The sequence below is a fragment of the Geminicoccus sp. genome (assembly GCF_036263595.1).
In the GTDB taxonomy this organism is placed as follows: Bacteria; Pseudomonadota; Alphaproteobacteria; order Geminicoccales; family Geminicoccaceae; genus Geminicoccus.
Map to the genome: position 1 here is coordinate 21,059 of NZ_DATAGQ010000219.1, position 15,207 is coordinate 36,265.

A 15,207-nucleotide genomic window follows, 5' to 3' on the forward strand; every position below is an offset into this window, starting at 1 on the left:
GTCAGCCGCCGGTCACGCTCATGTGGCGCGAGACCGAAGGCACGTTGCGGCGACGGTCGATGATGAAGTCGTGGCCCTTGGGCTTGCGCGCGATCCCGTCCCGGATCGCCTGCTCCAGGGCCTGATTGCCCTCCGACAGGCGAAGCGGCGTGCGCAGGTCCACGGCATCATCCTGGCCAAGGCACATATACATGGTGCCTGTGCAGGTGACGCGCACGCGGTTGCAGCTCTCGCAGAAATTGTGGGTCATCGGGGTGATGAACCCGATCCGGCCGCCCGTCTCGGCCACCCTGACATAGCGGGCGGGGCCGCCGGTCCGGTAGTCGAGATCGCTGAGCGTCCATCGCTTCTCGAGCCGCGCGCGCACGAGCGAGAGCGGGAGGTACTGCTCTGTCCGGTCGCCGTCGATGTCGCCGAGCGGCATGGTCTCGATCAGCGTCAGGTCGAAGCCCTGCCGGCCGCACCAGTCGACCATGCCGTCGATCTCGTCCTCGTTCACGCCCTTGAGCGCCACGGCATTGATCTTGATCGCAAGCCCCGCCTGCTTGGCGGCCTCGATCCCGGCCATGACCTTGTCGAACTTGCCCCACCGGGTGATCGCCTGGAACTTCACCGGGTCCAGCGTATCCACGGACACATTGATCCGCCGCACGCCGGCCTTTGCCAATCCTTCGGCGTGCTTTGCGAGCTGGCTGCCGTTGGTCGTGACGGTCAGCTCATCCAGGGCACCGCTTTGCAGATGGCGTCCTAACTGCTGGATCAGCCACATCACGTCGCGCCGGACCAGGGGCTCGCCACCGGTCAGCCGCAGCTTGCGCACGCCCATCTCCACCAAGGTCGAGCAGAGCCGGTCGAGCTCCTCCAGCGTCAGGAGCTCGGCCTTGGGCAGGAACGTCATGTTCTCCGCCATGCAGTACACGCAGCGGAAGTCGCACCGGTCGGTGACCGACACGCGGACATAGGAGATCTTCCGAGCGAACGGATCGATCAGCATCGCATTCCCAGCATCGGCCGACATCGGCGAACGTTATTGCCACGACCGGCGCCGCTGGTCACGTGGCTAGCACCTGTCTATGCTTCTGAGAGGGTACTTAATCACTCGGGGCCGGGAAGTGAACCGCCTCGGCGATCAAAAGCTGGGCGGCGAACCAGCATGTACATCGAGCGCCGGGAGGTCGGACCGAACGATGGCCGCCAACGTCACGACCATGCCGAAGATCGCGCTCCTGGCCGCCGACACGGCCGAGGCCGACAGTGCCATGGCCGTGCTGGAGGATCGCTGGCCGACCGTAGGGCTTGACGACGCGCAGCTGGTGGTTGCCCTGGGCGGCGACGGGTTCATGCTGGAAACCCTGCACGGCCAGATGCCGCGCGGCCTGCCGATCTACGGCATGAACCTCGGCACAGTCGGGTTCCTCCTGAACTCGTTCGGCATCGACGACCTCGACCTGCGCCTGGCCCGGGCCACCGAGGTCTCGCTGCATCCCCTGCGCATGGAGGCGACCGCGGCCGACGGTACCAGCGTGTCCGGCATTGCCATCAACGAGGTGTCGATCTACCGCGAGACCCGCCAAGCCGCCCGGCTAGCGATCGAGATCGACGGCGTGGCCCGGCTGCCGGAACTGGTCTGCGACGGGGTGCTGGTAGCGACCCCGGCCGGCAGCACCGCCTACAACCTTTCCGCGCACGGTCCGATCATGCCGCTTGGCGCCAACCTGCTGGCGCTCACGCCGATCAGCCCGTTCCGTCCGCGCCGATGGCGCGGCGCCCTGCTTCCGAACGACGCGCGCTTCACGATCCGCGTCCTCGACCCGGACAAGCGGCCGGTCAGCGCCGTGTCCGACTACACGGAAGTCCGCGACGTGGTGAAAGTGGAGATCTGGGAGGACCGCACCATCACCCTGAAGCTCCTCTTCGACCCCGAGCATCACCTGGAGGAACGGATCCTCAAGGAGCAGTTCGTCCCGTAGCCGACCATGTCGAAGCGTCTTCGGCCGCGCCGGCAATGATGACCGACGGCTGCGGCGCTGCCGGGGCTCCATCGATCGTGCAGTTGTCGGCAGCTGGCTAGGGGCCTGCCGGACTTCAGCCAGACGGCCGTGACCGCGTGGCCTGCAGGCATGCGTGCTAGACAGCGCCGGCACGACCACGCAGGAACGGAAGGCGGCCTGAGCCGCCAGTCGGAATGCTGCCGGCCCTGATCCCGCCAAGAACGAAGAGCGCCTGCTACAGTCGCTGGCGGGACCCGCCAGTCGCCTGCGGACCGGCCAAAGCCACACCCTCACCTCTGCAACCGGTTTCCCGCCGCAGGAAGCGGATCGTCCCAGTAACAGGCTCATCCGTCCGCTGACAGCAGGTAGGAGGCACAGACGGCGGCAGAAGGTCATCATCGGCCAGGCCCATAGGGCACCGCCTATCTAGCCAGGCTCCGCAAGCTGGGAGAAACGGTCCGCAGCCTGGCCAACTGCTGACCATGGTCGCCGGATGGCGGAAGATCCCCCGCCTGCAACAGGACGACAAGCAGGCCTCCAGGCAAAGGCGTCATGCCCAAGCGGAAGCGGCGTAAGGGCAGGCTCTTCCTGGTCCTTACCCCTCGACCGGCTTGGTCCATGTCGCCTGAACGGACACCGCCACCAGGGCCGGTGCCCCTGCCTTCCTGCACCTGTCAATCGACGCCCATCCTGCCGCCGGGCGGCCCGGCAGGCGGACCGAGGCCCTCTTCGGCAGCCACGGTCCCGACCAAATGTACGGCAGGCACGGTAGCCAGTATCGGTCGGCCTCACCAGGCGCCCCCCTGCAACGGCTCCTCCTGCGCTCCTTGCCGAACCGTACGATGGCCAAGCAGTGAACCAGGCGGCCACGGCGTCCGCAGTCAAGGCCGCTCGCCGTCCTGGCCCCGGAGGCCCTTGGGATCGTAGCATCACCCGTCCAGCGAGCCGTAACGTTGGCGACCAACAGCGGGCACTTCGGGCCAGAAAGGTCGCAAGCCGGCGGCAGGGAAGCGATCGGTGCCGGACAAGCCATTCACCTGGCGGCGGAATGGCAAGACATGTTCACGGCAGTTCCCTGGCTGAAACGGCGTTCGTCGGTCGCTGGCGCAAGCTTGCTTAATCGACCCGGCCGCCTGTCGCCGCGTCCACCCGCTGTCTGGTACGCCGGAACGCCTGGTCTTCTGCAGGCATTAGTATGGGCGAACTCGGTGCAGCATAGACCGGCCGGCGCATTCTTCAGCGAGCATGTCCGATCACAGGCCGTGCAATGCCTTGCAGGCTCGACCGCGGCCCTGCCCTTTGCCTGCGCACCAGCTGCCCTTTCCCTGGCGGGCCGCGCGCCGCCACGTTTGGCGACGGTTCATGCGCGCGACCACCTGACCGCATCCGATGCCCGTCGTCTCCAGCGAGGAGTGACCCTGATGGTGCCTCGCCGATGCCTTGCCGCCCGAGTTCTGGCGAATGCGGTTTCGCGCGATGCCGCGCCGGCGAGGCGAGGCAATGCGACCCCTGATCTTCACTGGCCGGCCGGCGGGAAGCCGGCGTCTCCTTGCGTTCGGCTGGCAAGGCAGGCTAGCAGGCGGCTCTGACGTGGAGACGAAGACTGTCCGACTGGTTCTTCTTCTACGGCACCCTCATGGATCAAGAGGTGCTGACCCTGGTGCTTGATCGCGACGTCCGTTCCGAGGAACTGGCCCCTGCGATCCTGCCGGACTTCCGTCGCGTCGCCAGTCCAGGCGTGGTCTATCCGCGTCTGGTCGAGGATGCCGCTTCGAAGGTGACGGGACTGGCACTCGCTGCGCCGAGGCCACGGGACCTCGTGCGGCTGGCATGGTTCGAGGACGGCGAGTACGAGCCGGTGCGCAACCAGGTCCTGCTGCTGGATGGCGGCCTGGCACAAGCCTGGCTGTTTCGCGCCTTCGACGAGGTCCTGGCGGCCGACCATCGTCTGTGGTGCCCGTTGTCATGGTCGCTGCATGACAAACCTTCCTACCTGATGGCTTGTCCACGCTGGATGGTCGGCTGTCCGGAACCTGACGACGACCACCCCTTCCTGCGTCGAATTCATGAAGAAGGCCCGCGCAAGGCAGCCTGATCAGCAGCAGCGTTACCGCCGCTTCACGCAGCGCCTCCGTCCAGCGGCTGCCCGTCACGCATCCATTGGCGTGGGATATGCTCGGTCGCGGTCAGCGGGTTGGTGAGGCACGCCATCCGCGCAACGGTCCAGCCAGGCAAGGGTCTCCTCGGCGCGCATGGGCTCCGCGATCAGGAAGCCCTGCAACCACTCGCAGCCAAGCTCGGCCACGCTACGGGCGACCTCTTCCGATTCGACTCCCTCCGCCGTTGCCGTCAGCCCCAGTCCCTGGGCGATCCCGACGATCGAGCGGAACACGATCCGCGCCGATGCGGATCCATCCTCCAGTGGCGCGATAAAGCTGCGGTGCACCTTCACCTCGTTGAGCGGGAGCGACTGAAGCTGGACCAGCGAGGAATAGCCGGTGCCGAAATCGTCCATCGCGACCCGGCAGCCCATCGCACGAAACTCCGACAGCCGTTGGCGCGCACGGACCGGGTCCGACATGATCGACCTCTCCGTCACGTCCAGGGTCAGGTCGCCCCTCGGCGTTCCCCACCTGGTCAGGGCAGAGCCAATCTGGTCGACGACCCGGTCGTCCCGCAGCCAGAACGATGCGAGGTTGGCCGCCACTTCCAGCCGATGACCCTGCCCGCGCCAGCACTCATGCCAGCGCAGGCACTCGTCGAGCACGAACTCCGTGAGCGGCCCCATCAGGCGGGCCCGCTCGGCCACCGGCAGGAACACGTCCGGCTTCAGCCAGCCATGCGATGGATGGTTCCAGCGCAGCAGGCCTTCAAACCCAGCCACCCGGCGTGAACCGGCTTCGACCTTGGGCTGGAAATACACGGCCAGCGACCGCTCGGCGATCGCACGCTCGATGTCGTCGCGCAGTGCCGGACCACGTATCACGCCGAGTTCCGCCGGGTCCCCGGCAAGCACCAGTCCCAGCGCGTCGCGCTTGGCCGCATACATCGCTTGGTCGGCCGAGCGCAGCAGCGAATCGAGGTCGTGGCCGTGCTTCGGGCGAAGGGCGATGCCGATGCTCACGCCCACGCCAAGGGAGAACCCATCGATCAGGAACTGCGGCCTCATCGCGTCCACCAGCCGACGGGCGACCTCGACGGCCTCGGCAGAGCTGGTCGGTGGCGGCAGGAGCACGGCGAACTCGTCCCCGCCGATCCTGGCCAGCGTGTCCGTCCGGCGCAGGGGACCTTCCAGGCGCGGCGCCACCTCCTGCAGCAGCTGATCGCCGATCTCATGACCGAGCGTGTCATTGACCTGCTTGAACCGGTCCAGATCGAGCAGGAGAACGGCCAAAGGATCGCCGCGCCGGTCTGCCAGTGCCATGGCCTGCTCCGCCCGGTCCGCCAACAGGGTCCGGTTGGCGAGCCCGGTCAACGGATCATGAAGCGCCAGCCGCTCCAGTTCGAGGAGACGGCGGCGCTGCGCGCTGGCATCGCGGATGGCGACCAGCCATCCGCCATTGCGCCAGGGCGCCACCATGACGTCCACCTCGAGATGACCGCCTTCGCGAAGAAGCCGGCTCTCCCCGGCCTTGATGCGCAATCCGCCACCATGCTCGTCCGTCACCAGGTCGGGCAGGATCCGGCTGACATGCAATTCCCCGTCGGTGGCACCCAGCAGCCTCGTCGCCTGATCGTCCAGCGCCGTGATCCAGCCATCGACGTCCACCTCCAGGAGGCCGGCATGAGGTTGCATCGTCCCCGGCTCGTCGACCACGGCGGTCGACCGCCCAGGATCAACCGGTGACGCCATCACTCCGCCGTCCTCGCGCGGATGACCGGCCGCCTCACGCTCGGGTTGGGCATGCCTCGTTCGCTGTCGCTGAACCACGAACAGGCAGCCTGCGAGGCCGCCCGCGATCGCGATCAGCAAGATGAGTATCGAGGATGCGTGGGGCGTCACACGGATGGTCCTGACCGGCCGTGCTACCTCAAAGCGGCCTGTTCCGGACCTTAGACGACCGTCCGTAAAGAAAACGTTGACGACGCCGGCGCCGCCGTCCCCTACCAGTCCTGCTGATAGTTCGGCGCCTCCCGCGTGATCGCCACGTCATGCACATGGCTCTCGCGCAGGCCGGCATTGGTGATCCGCACGAAACGGGCATGGCTGCGCATGGAGGCGAGGTCGGCCTGACCCGTATAGCCCATCGCTGCCCGCAGCCCACCGACCAGCTGGTGGATCACGTTGGCGACCGGCCCGCGATACGGCACCCGGCCCTCGATACCTTCGGGTACGAGCTTGAGCGTCTCGCGGACTTCGGCCTGGAAGTAGCGATCGGCCGACCCGCGCGCCATCGCACCCAGCGATCCCATGCCGCGATAGGACTTGTAGGAACGTCCCTGGTACAGAAGCACCTCGCCCGGGCTCTCGTCGGTGCCGGCGAACATGGAGCCCAGCATGGCCGCGTCGGCGCCCGCGGCCATCGCCTTGGCGAGATCGCCCGAGGCACGGATGCCACCGTCCGCAATCACCGGGACGCCGCGTGCCGCGCATGCATCGGCCGCGTCCAGGATCGCCGTCAGCTGGGGGACGCCCACGCCGGCCACGATGCGGGTGGTGCAGATCGATCCAGGACCGATGCCGACCTTCACGGCGTCGGCGCCGGCGTCGATGAGGGCCGCCGCACCGTCGCGCGTGGCGATGTTGCCGGCGATCACGCGCACCGCGTTCGACAGCTTGCGGATGGCGCTCACGCCGTCGAGCACGCCACGCGAATGGCCGTGCGCGGTGTCGACCACCAGCACATCCACGCCGGCATCGATGAGCGCCTCGGCGCGCGCAAGTCCGGCCTCGCCGACACCGGTTGCTGCGCCCACGCGCAGGCGGCCCTGGGAGTCCTTGGTGGCGTTGGGGTAGCGCTGCGCCTTCTCGATGTCCTTGACCGTGATCAGGCCCTTGAGCCGGTACCCGTCGTCGACGACCAGCAGCTTTTCGATCCGGAAGCGGTGCAGCAGTTCCAGCGCCTCGCTTCGCTCGAATCCTTCCCTGACCGTCACCAGATCCTTTGCGGTCATCAGGTCGGAGACCGGCTTGTCGGTCATCTTGGCGAAGCGCACGTCGCGGTTGGTGAGGATGCCGACCAGCTTGCCGGCCGGACCGTCCACCACCGGCAGGCCGGAGATCCCGTAGCGCGCCATGATGGCAAGCGCTTCCGACAAGCGCGTGTCCGGCGTCACCGTCATGGGGTTGACGACCATGCCGGCCTCGAACTTCTTTACCTGCCGGACCTGGTTGGCCTGCTCCTCGACCTCGAGGTTCTTGTGGATGATCCCCAGGCCTCCCAGCTGCGCCATGGCGATGGCCATCGGCGCCTCGGTCACCGTGTCCATCGCGGCCGACAGGAGCGGGATGCCCAGCTCGATGTCGGGGGCGATCCTGGTGCGGACATCCACCGCGGTCGGCAGCACCTCCGAAAGTCCCGGCTCCAGCAGCACGTCGTCGAAGGTGAGCGCTTCGCGCAGACGCAGCGAGGTGGCGCTGGACATGTCCGATCTCCGTCGGTGGCTGAAGTTGGCGGCGTATACCGAACCAGCACCCTCGCGGCCAGAACATAAGGGATGCACCGGTTGCATTGCAGCATTCCGCTCAAGCTGCCGCACCAATCTGGAATTCATCGTACTTACCGTTGCACCAGCCCCGTGCATCCTTCAAAAAGCGCCGGCAACTTCGTGATCGGGAGAGGATCGAGATGAGTGGTCCCAAGCGGCGGCTGCGCAGCCAGGACTGGTGGGACGACTACAAAGAGCCCGACATGACCGCGCTCTATCTGGAGCGCTACCTCAATTTCGGGCTCACCCGCCGGGAGCTGCAGTCGGGCAAGCCGATCATCGGCATCGCCCAGACCGGCTCGGACATCGCACCCTGCAACCGCCACCATGTGGAACTGGCATCGCGCGTGCGCGACGGCATCCGCGACGCCGGCGGCATTCCGCTGGAGTTCCCAGTCCATCCCCTTCAAGAGACCGGCAAGCGTCCGACCGCAATGCTCGACCGCAACCTGCAGTACCTTTCGCTGGTGGAAGTCCTGTACGGCTATCCGCTGGACGGTGTGGTGCTGACGACCGGCTGCGACAAGACGGTGCCGGCCATGCTCATGGGCGCCTGCACGGTAGACCTGCCCGCGATCGTGCTGTCCGGCGGGCCGATGCTGAACGGCTGGTACAACGGCAAGCTCGCCGGCTCCGGCATGGTGGTCTGGCATGCGCGCCAGATGCTCGCCAAGGGCGAGATCAGCGTCGAAGAGTTCATGGACATGACCTGCGCGTCGGCGCCCTCGGTCGGCCATTGCAACACCATGGGCACGGCCTCCTCGATGAACGCGATGGCCGAAGCGCTCGGCATGTCGCTGCCGGGCTGTTCGGCGATTCCGGCCCCCTATCGCGAACGCGGCCAGATGGCCTACGAGACGGGTGCCCGGATCGTCGACATGGTCCACGAGGACCTGAAGCCATCCAAGGTGCTGACCCGCCAAGCCTTCGAGAACGCGATCATGGTGGCTGCCGCCGCCGGCTGTTCCACCAACTGTCCGCCGCACGTCATCGCAATCGCCCGACACATGGGCGTCGAGCTCGACATCAAGGACTGGGAGCTCAGCAAGAACGAGCCGCTGCTGGTCAACATGCAGCCGGCCGGCGAATTCCTGGGCGAGGAATTCTTCCGGGCGGGCGGCGTGCCCGCCGTCATCAAGGAACTGATCAAGGTCGGCAAGATCCACACCGACGTGATTACGGTCACGGGCAAGACGATGGGCCAGAACCACGAGACGGTGCCGTTCTCGCACGACCGCCGGGTCATCAAGGCCTATGAAGAGCCGATGATGCCGGAAGCCGGCTTCGTGATCATGTCCGGGAACATCTTCGACTCCGCGGTCATGAAGACCTCGGTCGTCAGCAAGGAGTTCCGCGCCAAGTACATGGAGAATCCAGCCAGCCCCGGCGTGTTCGTGGGCCGGGCGATCGTGTTCGAAGGTCCGGAAGACTACCACGACCGGCTCGACGACGAGAGCCTGGATATCGACGAGGACTGCTTCCTGTTCATCCGCAACTGCGGCCCGGTGGGATATCCCGGTGCCGCCGAGGTCGTGAACATGCGGCCGCCGACCAAGCTGATGATGAAGGGCATCCGGGCGCTGCCGACCATCGGTGACGGCCGGCAGTCCGGCACATCCGACAGTCCCTCCATCCTGAACGCGTCCCCCGAAGCGGCCGTGGGCGGCAACCTCGCGCTCATCCGCACCAACGACAAGGTGCGGCTGGACATGAACCAGAGCCGGCTCGACGTGCTGATCTCGGCCGAGGAGATGGCGGAGCGGCGCAGGGCTTACGAGGCCAACCCGCCCAAGCTGCCGCCGTCGCAGACGCCCTGGCAGGAGCTCTACCGGCAGACGGTCGGGCAGCTGTCGACCGGTGCCTGCATGGAGCCGGCGACCCTCTACCTCAAGGTCGTCGAGACCTACGGTACGCCGCGCCGCAACCACTGACCGTGACGACTGAGGCAGCGCCAGCTGCCTCAGTCGACCGGTTCCAGGTCGACGGCTGCGCGCAGCAGGGCCCGCGTATAGGGATGCTCTGGCCGGGTCATCACGCGCTCGGTAGGCCCAGCCTCGACAACAAGGCCGTCCTTCATCACCACGACCTGGTGCGCCACGGCGCGCACGACCCGCAGGTCATGGCTGATGAACATGAAGGTCAGGTTGCGCTGTACCTGCAGTCTCTTCAGCAGGTCGACGATCTGGACCTGGATCGACACGTCCAGCGCCGATGTCGGCTCGTCCAGCACGACAAAGACGGGGTCGAGGATGAGTGCGCGGGCGATCCCGATCCGCTGGCGCTGGCCACCAGAGAACTCGTGGGGATAACGCTCCATCGCCTCGGGATCGAGCCCCACCTCGGACAGGGCTGCCGTCACCCGCTGGCGTCGCTCTTCCTCGTTCATCCCGATCCGATGGATCAACAGCCCCTCGCCCACGATCTCGCCGACGCTGAGCCTCGGGCTGAGCGAGCCGAACGGATCCTGGAACACGATCTGCAGCTTGCGGCGGAGACGTCGCATCTCGTCGCGGGCAAGATGATCGATCCGCTCGCTGGCAACGACGATCGGGCCTTTGGACGCGACGAGGCGCAACAAGGCCAGGCCCAGCGTGGTCTTGCCCGACCCACTTTCTCCCACGACACCCAGCGTCGTCCCTTCCGGTACGTCGATGCTGACGTGCCTGACGGCCGCGACGACCCGCTTGGGCTTGCTGAACCAGCCGCCGCCGATCGGGAAGTCGACACTGATGCCCTCGGTCCGGATCAGGATCGGTGCATCGAGCCTGGAGGGAGCCGGGGGTCCTTTGGGCTCCGCCGCCATGAGCTGTTGCGTATAGGGATGCTGCGGCGCCTCCATGACGTCGCGGATCTGCCCCTGCTCGACGATCTGGCCATGGCGCATCACGGCGACGCGGTTCGCCAGCTTGCGCACCACCGCCAGGTCGTGGCTGACCAGCAGGATTGCCATGCCCATGGCCGCCTGCAGTTCGCCCAGGAGCTTCAGGATGGCAGCCTGCACCGTGACGTCGAGTGCGGTGGTCGGCTCGTCCGCGATGAGCAGGTCGGGCTTGCAGGCGATCGCCATGGCGATCATCACGCGCTGCCGCTGGCCGCCCGAGAGCTGGTGGGGGAAGCTCTGCAGCCGCATCTCGGGCTCCTTGATCCTGACCTCGTGCAGCAGGTCCAGGATCCGCCGGCGCAGCGCTGCGCCGCTCAGTCCCTCGTGAAGCTGCAGGACCTCGCCGATCTGCCGCTCGATCGAATGCAGCGGGTTCAAGGAGCTGAGCGGCTCCTGGAAGATCATGCCGATCCGCTTGCCCCGCAGCGTCAGGAGCAGGTCCTCGCGAGCCCCGATCATCTCGGTGCCCTCGAAGCGGATCGAACCTTTGGGATGATAGGCCTTGGGATAGGGAAGCAGCTGCGGGATCGACAGCGCTGTCACCGACTTGCCTGACCCGCTCTCGCCCACGATCGCCAGGGTCTCCCCGCGGTCAAGCGTGAACGAGACGCCTTCGGCCGCGATCACCTCGCGGCTGCCCCTGAAGCGCACACCGAGGTCGCGAACCTCCAGCAACGTCATTCGATTGGCACCTGGGAGGCTCGGCGTGGGTCGAAAGCGTCGCGCACAGCCTCGCCCGCGAAGATCAGCAGGGTGAGGATCACGCCCGTCACCACGAAGCCGGTGATCCCCAGCCACGGAGCCTGCAGGTTGTTCTTGCCCTGCGCCAGGAGCTCGCCCAGCGACGGTGAGCCCGGCGGAAGGCCAAAGCCGAGGAAGTCCAGCGCCGTGAGGGTGGTCAGCGCGCCGGACAGCACGAACGGCATCAGGGCCAGCGAGCTTACCATTGCGTTCGGCAGGATGTGCCGGCGCATGACGGTGAAGTCGGTGGCCCCAAGCGCACGCGCGGCGCGGACATAGTCCAGGGAGCGGGCCCGGTAGAACTCGGCCCGCACGATGTCCACCAGCGCCATCCAGGAGAACAGCAGCATGATGAACAGGAGCGTCCAGAAGCCCGGCACGATGAAGCTCGCCAGGATGATCAGCAGGTAGAGCAGCGGCAGCCCGTTCCAGACCTCGATCAGCCGCTGGCCGACCAGGTCGATGCCCCCGCCGTAATAGCCCTGGATCGCGCCTACCGTGATCCCGATGGCCGAGGCCGAGACCGTCAGCAGCAGCCCGAACAGGATGGACAGGCGCAGGCCATAGATCACCCGGGCGAACACGTCGCGCGACTGGTCGTCGGTGCCCAGGATGTTCTGGCGCGACGGCGGCGAGGGCGCACGTTCCACGCCGTGCACGACGCTGTCGTAGCGGTAGGGCACCGGCGCGCGCAGCAGCCAGCCCTTCTCCTCGATCAGTTCCACCACCGCCGGATCGCCATAGTCGGCTTCCGTCTCGAAGAAGCCCCCGAAGGTTGTCTCGGGATAGGAGACCAAGGTCGGGAAGTAGAACGCGCCGTCATAGCGAACGAGCAGAGGCCGGTGGTTGGCGATCAGATCGGCCGCCATCGAGATGCAGAAGACCCCGAGGAACAGCCAGAAGGAGACGAAGCCGCGACGGTTGGCGCGAAACTGCGCCAGGCGGCGCTGCCCGATCGGCGAGAGCCTGAACCAGCCGCGCCTGCTCAAACCCGCACCCGCGCGAAATCGATCCGAGGGTCGACCAGCACATAGGTCAGGTCGGCGACGAGGCTCAGGATCAGCCCCACCAGGGTGAAGATGAACAGGGTGCCGAAGATGATGGGGTAGTCGCGGTTGATCGCGGCCTCGTAGGAGAGCAGGCCTAGGCCGTCGAGGGAGAAGATGATCTCGATCAGCAGCGAGCCGGTGAACAGCATGGCGATCAGCGTCGCCGGGAAGCCCGCGATCACGATCAGCATGGCGTTGCGGAACACGTGCCCGTAGAGCACCCGCCGCTCCGGCAGGCCCTTGGCCCGGGCCGTCAGGACATACTGCTTGCCGAGTTCCTCGACGAAGCCGTTCTTGGTGAGCAGCGTGAGCGACGCGAAGCTGCCGACCACCATCGCGGTCACCGGCAGGACCAGGTGCCAGGCATAGTCCAGCACCTGCTGCCACCAGGGCATCTGCTCGAAGCCCTGCGAGGTCAGGCCGCGCAGGGGGAACCACTGGAAGTAGCTGCCGCCGGCGAACAGGACGATGAGCAGCACCGCGAACAGGAAGCTCGGGATGGCGTAGCCGATCGAGACCAGCGTGCTCGACCAGATGTCGAAGGGCGTGCCATCCCGCACCGCCTTGCGGATGCCGAGCGGGATCGACACCAGATAGGTCAACAGGGTCGTCCACACGCCCAGCGAGATCGAGACCGGCAGCTTTTCCACGATCAGCTCGGTGACGGGGCGGCCGCGGAAGAAGCTCGTACCGAAGTCGAACCGGGCATAGTCGCCCAGCATCTTGAGGAAGCGCTCAGGCGCTGGCCGGTCGAAGCCGAACTGGCGGTTCAGGTCTTCCAGCAGCGCCGGATCGATGCCGCGCGAGGCCCGCGACATGGCCTCGTTGCGGCCACTGCCCCCTGTATCGCCACCTGTTCCCGCCAGCCGGGCCGTCGCCTCCGTCGCCTGTCCCTGCAGCTGCCGGGTGATCAGGTCGATCGGCCCGCCCGGTGCAGCCTGGATGATCACGAAGTTCACGAGCATGATCCCGAGCAGGGTCGGGATGACCAGCAGAAGGCGACGCGCGATATAGGCCAGCACGCAGCGTCAGCCGGACTTCAGGCTGGTCTTCGCCTGGTCCACCTGCTGTTCCCTCGCCTCGTTGATCCACCAGGCATACTGGTCGATGCCGTAGCGCGGCATCACCGACGGCCGGCCGAACTTGTCCCAGCGCGCCAGCCGGTCGTAGCCCGAGTACCAGTGCGGGACGACATGGTGGCCCCAGAGGAGGACGCGGTCCATGGCCCGGCAGGCCGTCTCGAGTTCCTCGCGGCTCGCCGCATAGATGACCTTGTCGATCATCGCGTCCACCACCGGGTCGGCGATGCCTGCATAGTTGCGGCTGCCAGGCTGCGCGGCTGGCTTGCTGCCCCAGTATTCCCGCTGCTCGTTGCCGGGCGACAGGCTCTGGCCGAAGATCTCGACGATCATGTCGAAGTCGAACTCGGTCACCCGGTTCTGGTACTGCGCCGAGTCCACGGTGCGGATGCGCGCGCCGATGCCGAGCCGCTCCAGGCTCTTCACGAACGGCCCGGTGATCCGCTCGAACAAGGGGTTGTCCAGCAGGATCTCGAACTGCATCGGACGGCCGGTCGCCACCTCGACCATCCGCCGGTCCTGGACTTCCCAGCCCGCGGACTTCAGCAGTGCCAAAGCCGTGCGCAGCTGTTCTCGGTTGTTGCCCGAGCCGTCGGTGACCGGCAGCTTGAACGCTTCGGTGAACAGCTCCGGCGGCAGCTGGTCGCGGAACGGCTCCAGGAGGGCCAGTTCCGGACCTTGCGGCAGCCCCGTCGCTGCAAAGACATTCGAGCCGGAGAAGTAGCTGTTGCAGCGGGTGTACTGGTCATAGAACAGCGTACGGTTCGCCCACTCGAAGTCGAAGGCGTAGCCGATCGCTTCCCTGACCCGCTTGTCCTTGAAGAAGTCCCGCCGCTGGTTGAACCAGTAGCCCTGGATGACCCCGCCGCTTTCCCGGCGGATCTCCTCCTTGATGATCAGGCCTTTCTCCACCGCCGGTCCGGTATAGCCCGTGGCCCATTTCTGGGCCGACGATTCGACCTGCCAGTCGAACGCGCCAGCCTTGAAGGCCTCAAACGCGATGTTGGCATCGCGGTAGTAGTCGTACCGGATCTGGCCGTAATTGTAGCGGCCCTTGGCGACCGGGATGTCCGCGCCCCACCAGTCCACCACGCGCTCGTAGGTGATGGAACGCCCGGGCTCCACCCTCGCAGCGCGGTACGGCCCGCTGCCCAGCGGGGGCTCGAGCGACGGCGCCTCGAAGTCGCGTCCCTCCCACCAGTGCGCCGGCAGGATCGGCAACTGGCCCATGATGAGGGGCAGTTCGCGGTTCATCGGCCCGGAGAACACGAACCGGACCTTGCCCTCCCCCACCTTCTCGGCCTTGGCGACGTCGGCATAGTAGACGCGGAAGACCGGTGCGCCCCTGGTCCGCAGCGTCTCGAAGCTGAAGATGACGTCCTCCGCCGTGACCGGGCGACCGTCATGCCACCGCGCATTCTCGCGCAGCTCGTACTCGACAAAGCTGCGATCGTCGGGCGTTGCGATGGTCTTGGCCAGGAGCCCGTACTCGGTAAAGGGCTCGTCCAGCGCGCTCTCGACGATCGTCTCGTACACCAGGGCCACGCCCGCCGCCGGCACGCCGCGCAGGACGAACGGGTTCAGCGTGTCGAAGGTGGTGCCGATCGCGGAGAGGACCAGGGATCCGCCCTTGGGCGCCGTCGGATCGACATAGTCGAAATGAGTGAAATCTGGCGGGTACTTGAGGTCGCCATACATGGACAGGCCGTGAGACGGCGTGGCCTGCTGTGCGGCTGCAAACCCGGGCCGCAGGATCAGCGAAGAGCCCAAGAGCCCGAGGCCGGCCTTGGCGAAGCCGCGGCGATCAATCATCCGGT

Annotated in this window: 10 protein-coding genes; 3 read left to right on the top strand and 7 right to left on the bottom strand. The window is 66.7% G+C overall.

Annotated features, from left to right (window positions below; all coding sequences use genetic code 11):
- Position 1: 1 nt before the first annotated feature.
- Positions 2-994, bottom strand: a complete 993-nt coding sequence (gene moaA, locus VHL31_RS24185; RefSeq protein WP_329663812.1) for a GTP 3',8-cyclase MoaA — start codon at positions 992-994, stop codon at positions 2-4.
- A gap of 193 nt (positions 995-1,187) precedes the next feature.
- On the opposite strand from moaA, the gene VHL31_RS24190 reads away from it, so the two are divergent.
- Positions 1,188-1,970: an NAD kinase gene (locus tag VHL31_RS24190; RefSeq protein WP_329663813.1), complete on the top strand. Its 783-nt coding sequence runs from the start codon at positions 1,188-1,190 to the stop codon at positions 1,968-1,970.
- A gap of 1,624 nt (positions 1,971-3,594) precedes the next feature.
- Positions 3,595-4,086 carry a gamma-glutamylcyclotransferase family protein gene (locus VHL31_RS24195; RefSeq protein WP_329663833.1) on the top strand — a complete coding sequence of 164 codons (492 nt, stop codon included), beginning with the start codon at positions 3,595-3,597 and terminating at the stop codon, positions 4,084-4,086.
- A gap of 54 nt (positions 4,087-4,140) precedes the next feature.
- Here VHL31_RS24195 and VHL31_RS24200 read toward each other — a convergent pair whose 3' ends face one another.
- Complete coding sequence (locus tag VHL31_RS24200; RefSeq protein ID WP_329663814.1) at positions 4,141-5,964, bottom strand: putative bifunctional diguanylate cyclase/phosphodiesterase; 1,824 nt, start codon at positions 5,962-5,964, stop codon at positions 4,141-4,143.
- 131 nt (positions 5,965-6,095) lie between these two features.
- Positions 6,096-7,577, bottom strand: coding sequence for an IMP dehydrogenase (guaB, locus tag VHL31_RS24205; protein ID WP_329663815.1), 1,482 nt, complete (start codon positions 7,575-7,577; stop codon positions 6,096-6,098).
- Positions 7,578-7,780: 203 nt separating this feature from the next.
- On the opposite strand from guaB, the gene VHL31_RS24210 reads away from it, so the two are divergent.
- Positions 7,781-9,571: an IlvD/Edd family dehydratase gene (locus VHL31_RS24210; protein WP_329663816.1), complete on the top strand. Its 1,791-nt coding sequence runs from the start codon at positions 7,781-7,783 to the stop codon at positions 9,569-9,571.
- Positions 9,572-9,600: 29 nt separating this feature from the next.
- Here VHL31_RS24210 and VHL31_RS24215 read toward each other — a convergent pair whose 3' ends face one another.
- The 4 genes from VHL31_RS24215 to VHL31_RS24230 are packed head-to-tail and all read right to left on the bottom strand — an operon-like array spanning position 9,601 to position 15,202.
- The gene (locus VHL31_RS24215) at positions 9,601-11,202 is read right to left on the bottom strand and encodes an ABC transporter ATP-binding protein (protein WP_329663817.1); all 1,602 of its coding nucleotides are present in this window, start codon (positions 11,200-11,202) and stop codon (positions 9,601-9,603) included.
- A complete protein-coding gene (locus tag VHL31_RS24220) occupies positions 11,199-12,251 on the bottom strand; it encodes an ABC transporter permease (protein ID WP_329663818.1) in 1,053 nt (350 codons plus the stop codon). Before VHL31_RS24220 ends, VHL31_RS24215 begins: the two co-directional genes overlap by 4 nt.
- A complete protein-coding gene (locus tag VHL31_RS24225) occupies positions 12,248-13,333 on the bottom strand; it encodes a microcin C ABC transporter permease YejB (protein ID WP_329663819.1) in 1,086 nt (361 codons plus the stop codon). The genes VHL31_RS24220 and VHL31_RS24225 overlap by 4 nt, the downstream gene beginning before the upstream one ends.
- 6 nt (positions 13,334-13,339) lie before the next feature.
- Positions 13,340-15,202, bottom strand: a complete 1,863-nt coding sequence (locus tag VHL31_RS24230; protein WP_329663820.1) for an extracellular solute-binding protein — start codon at positions 15,200-15,202, stop codon at positions 13,340-13,342.
- Positions 15,203-15,207 lie beyond the last annotated feature (5 nt).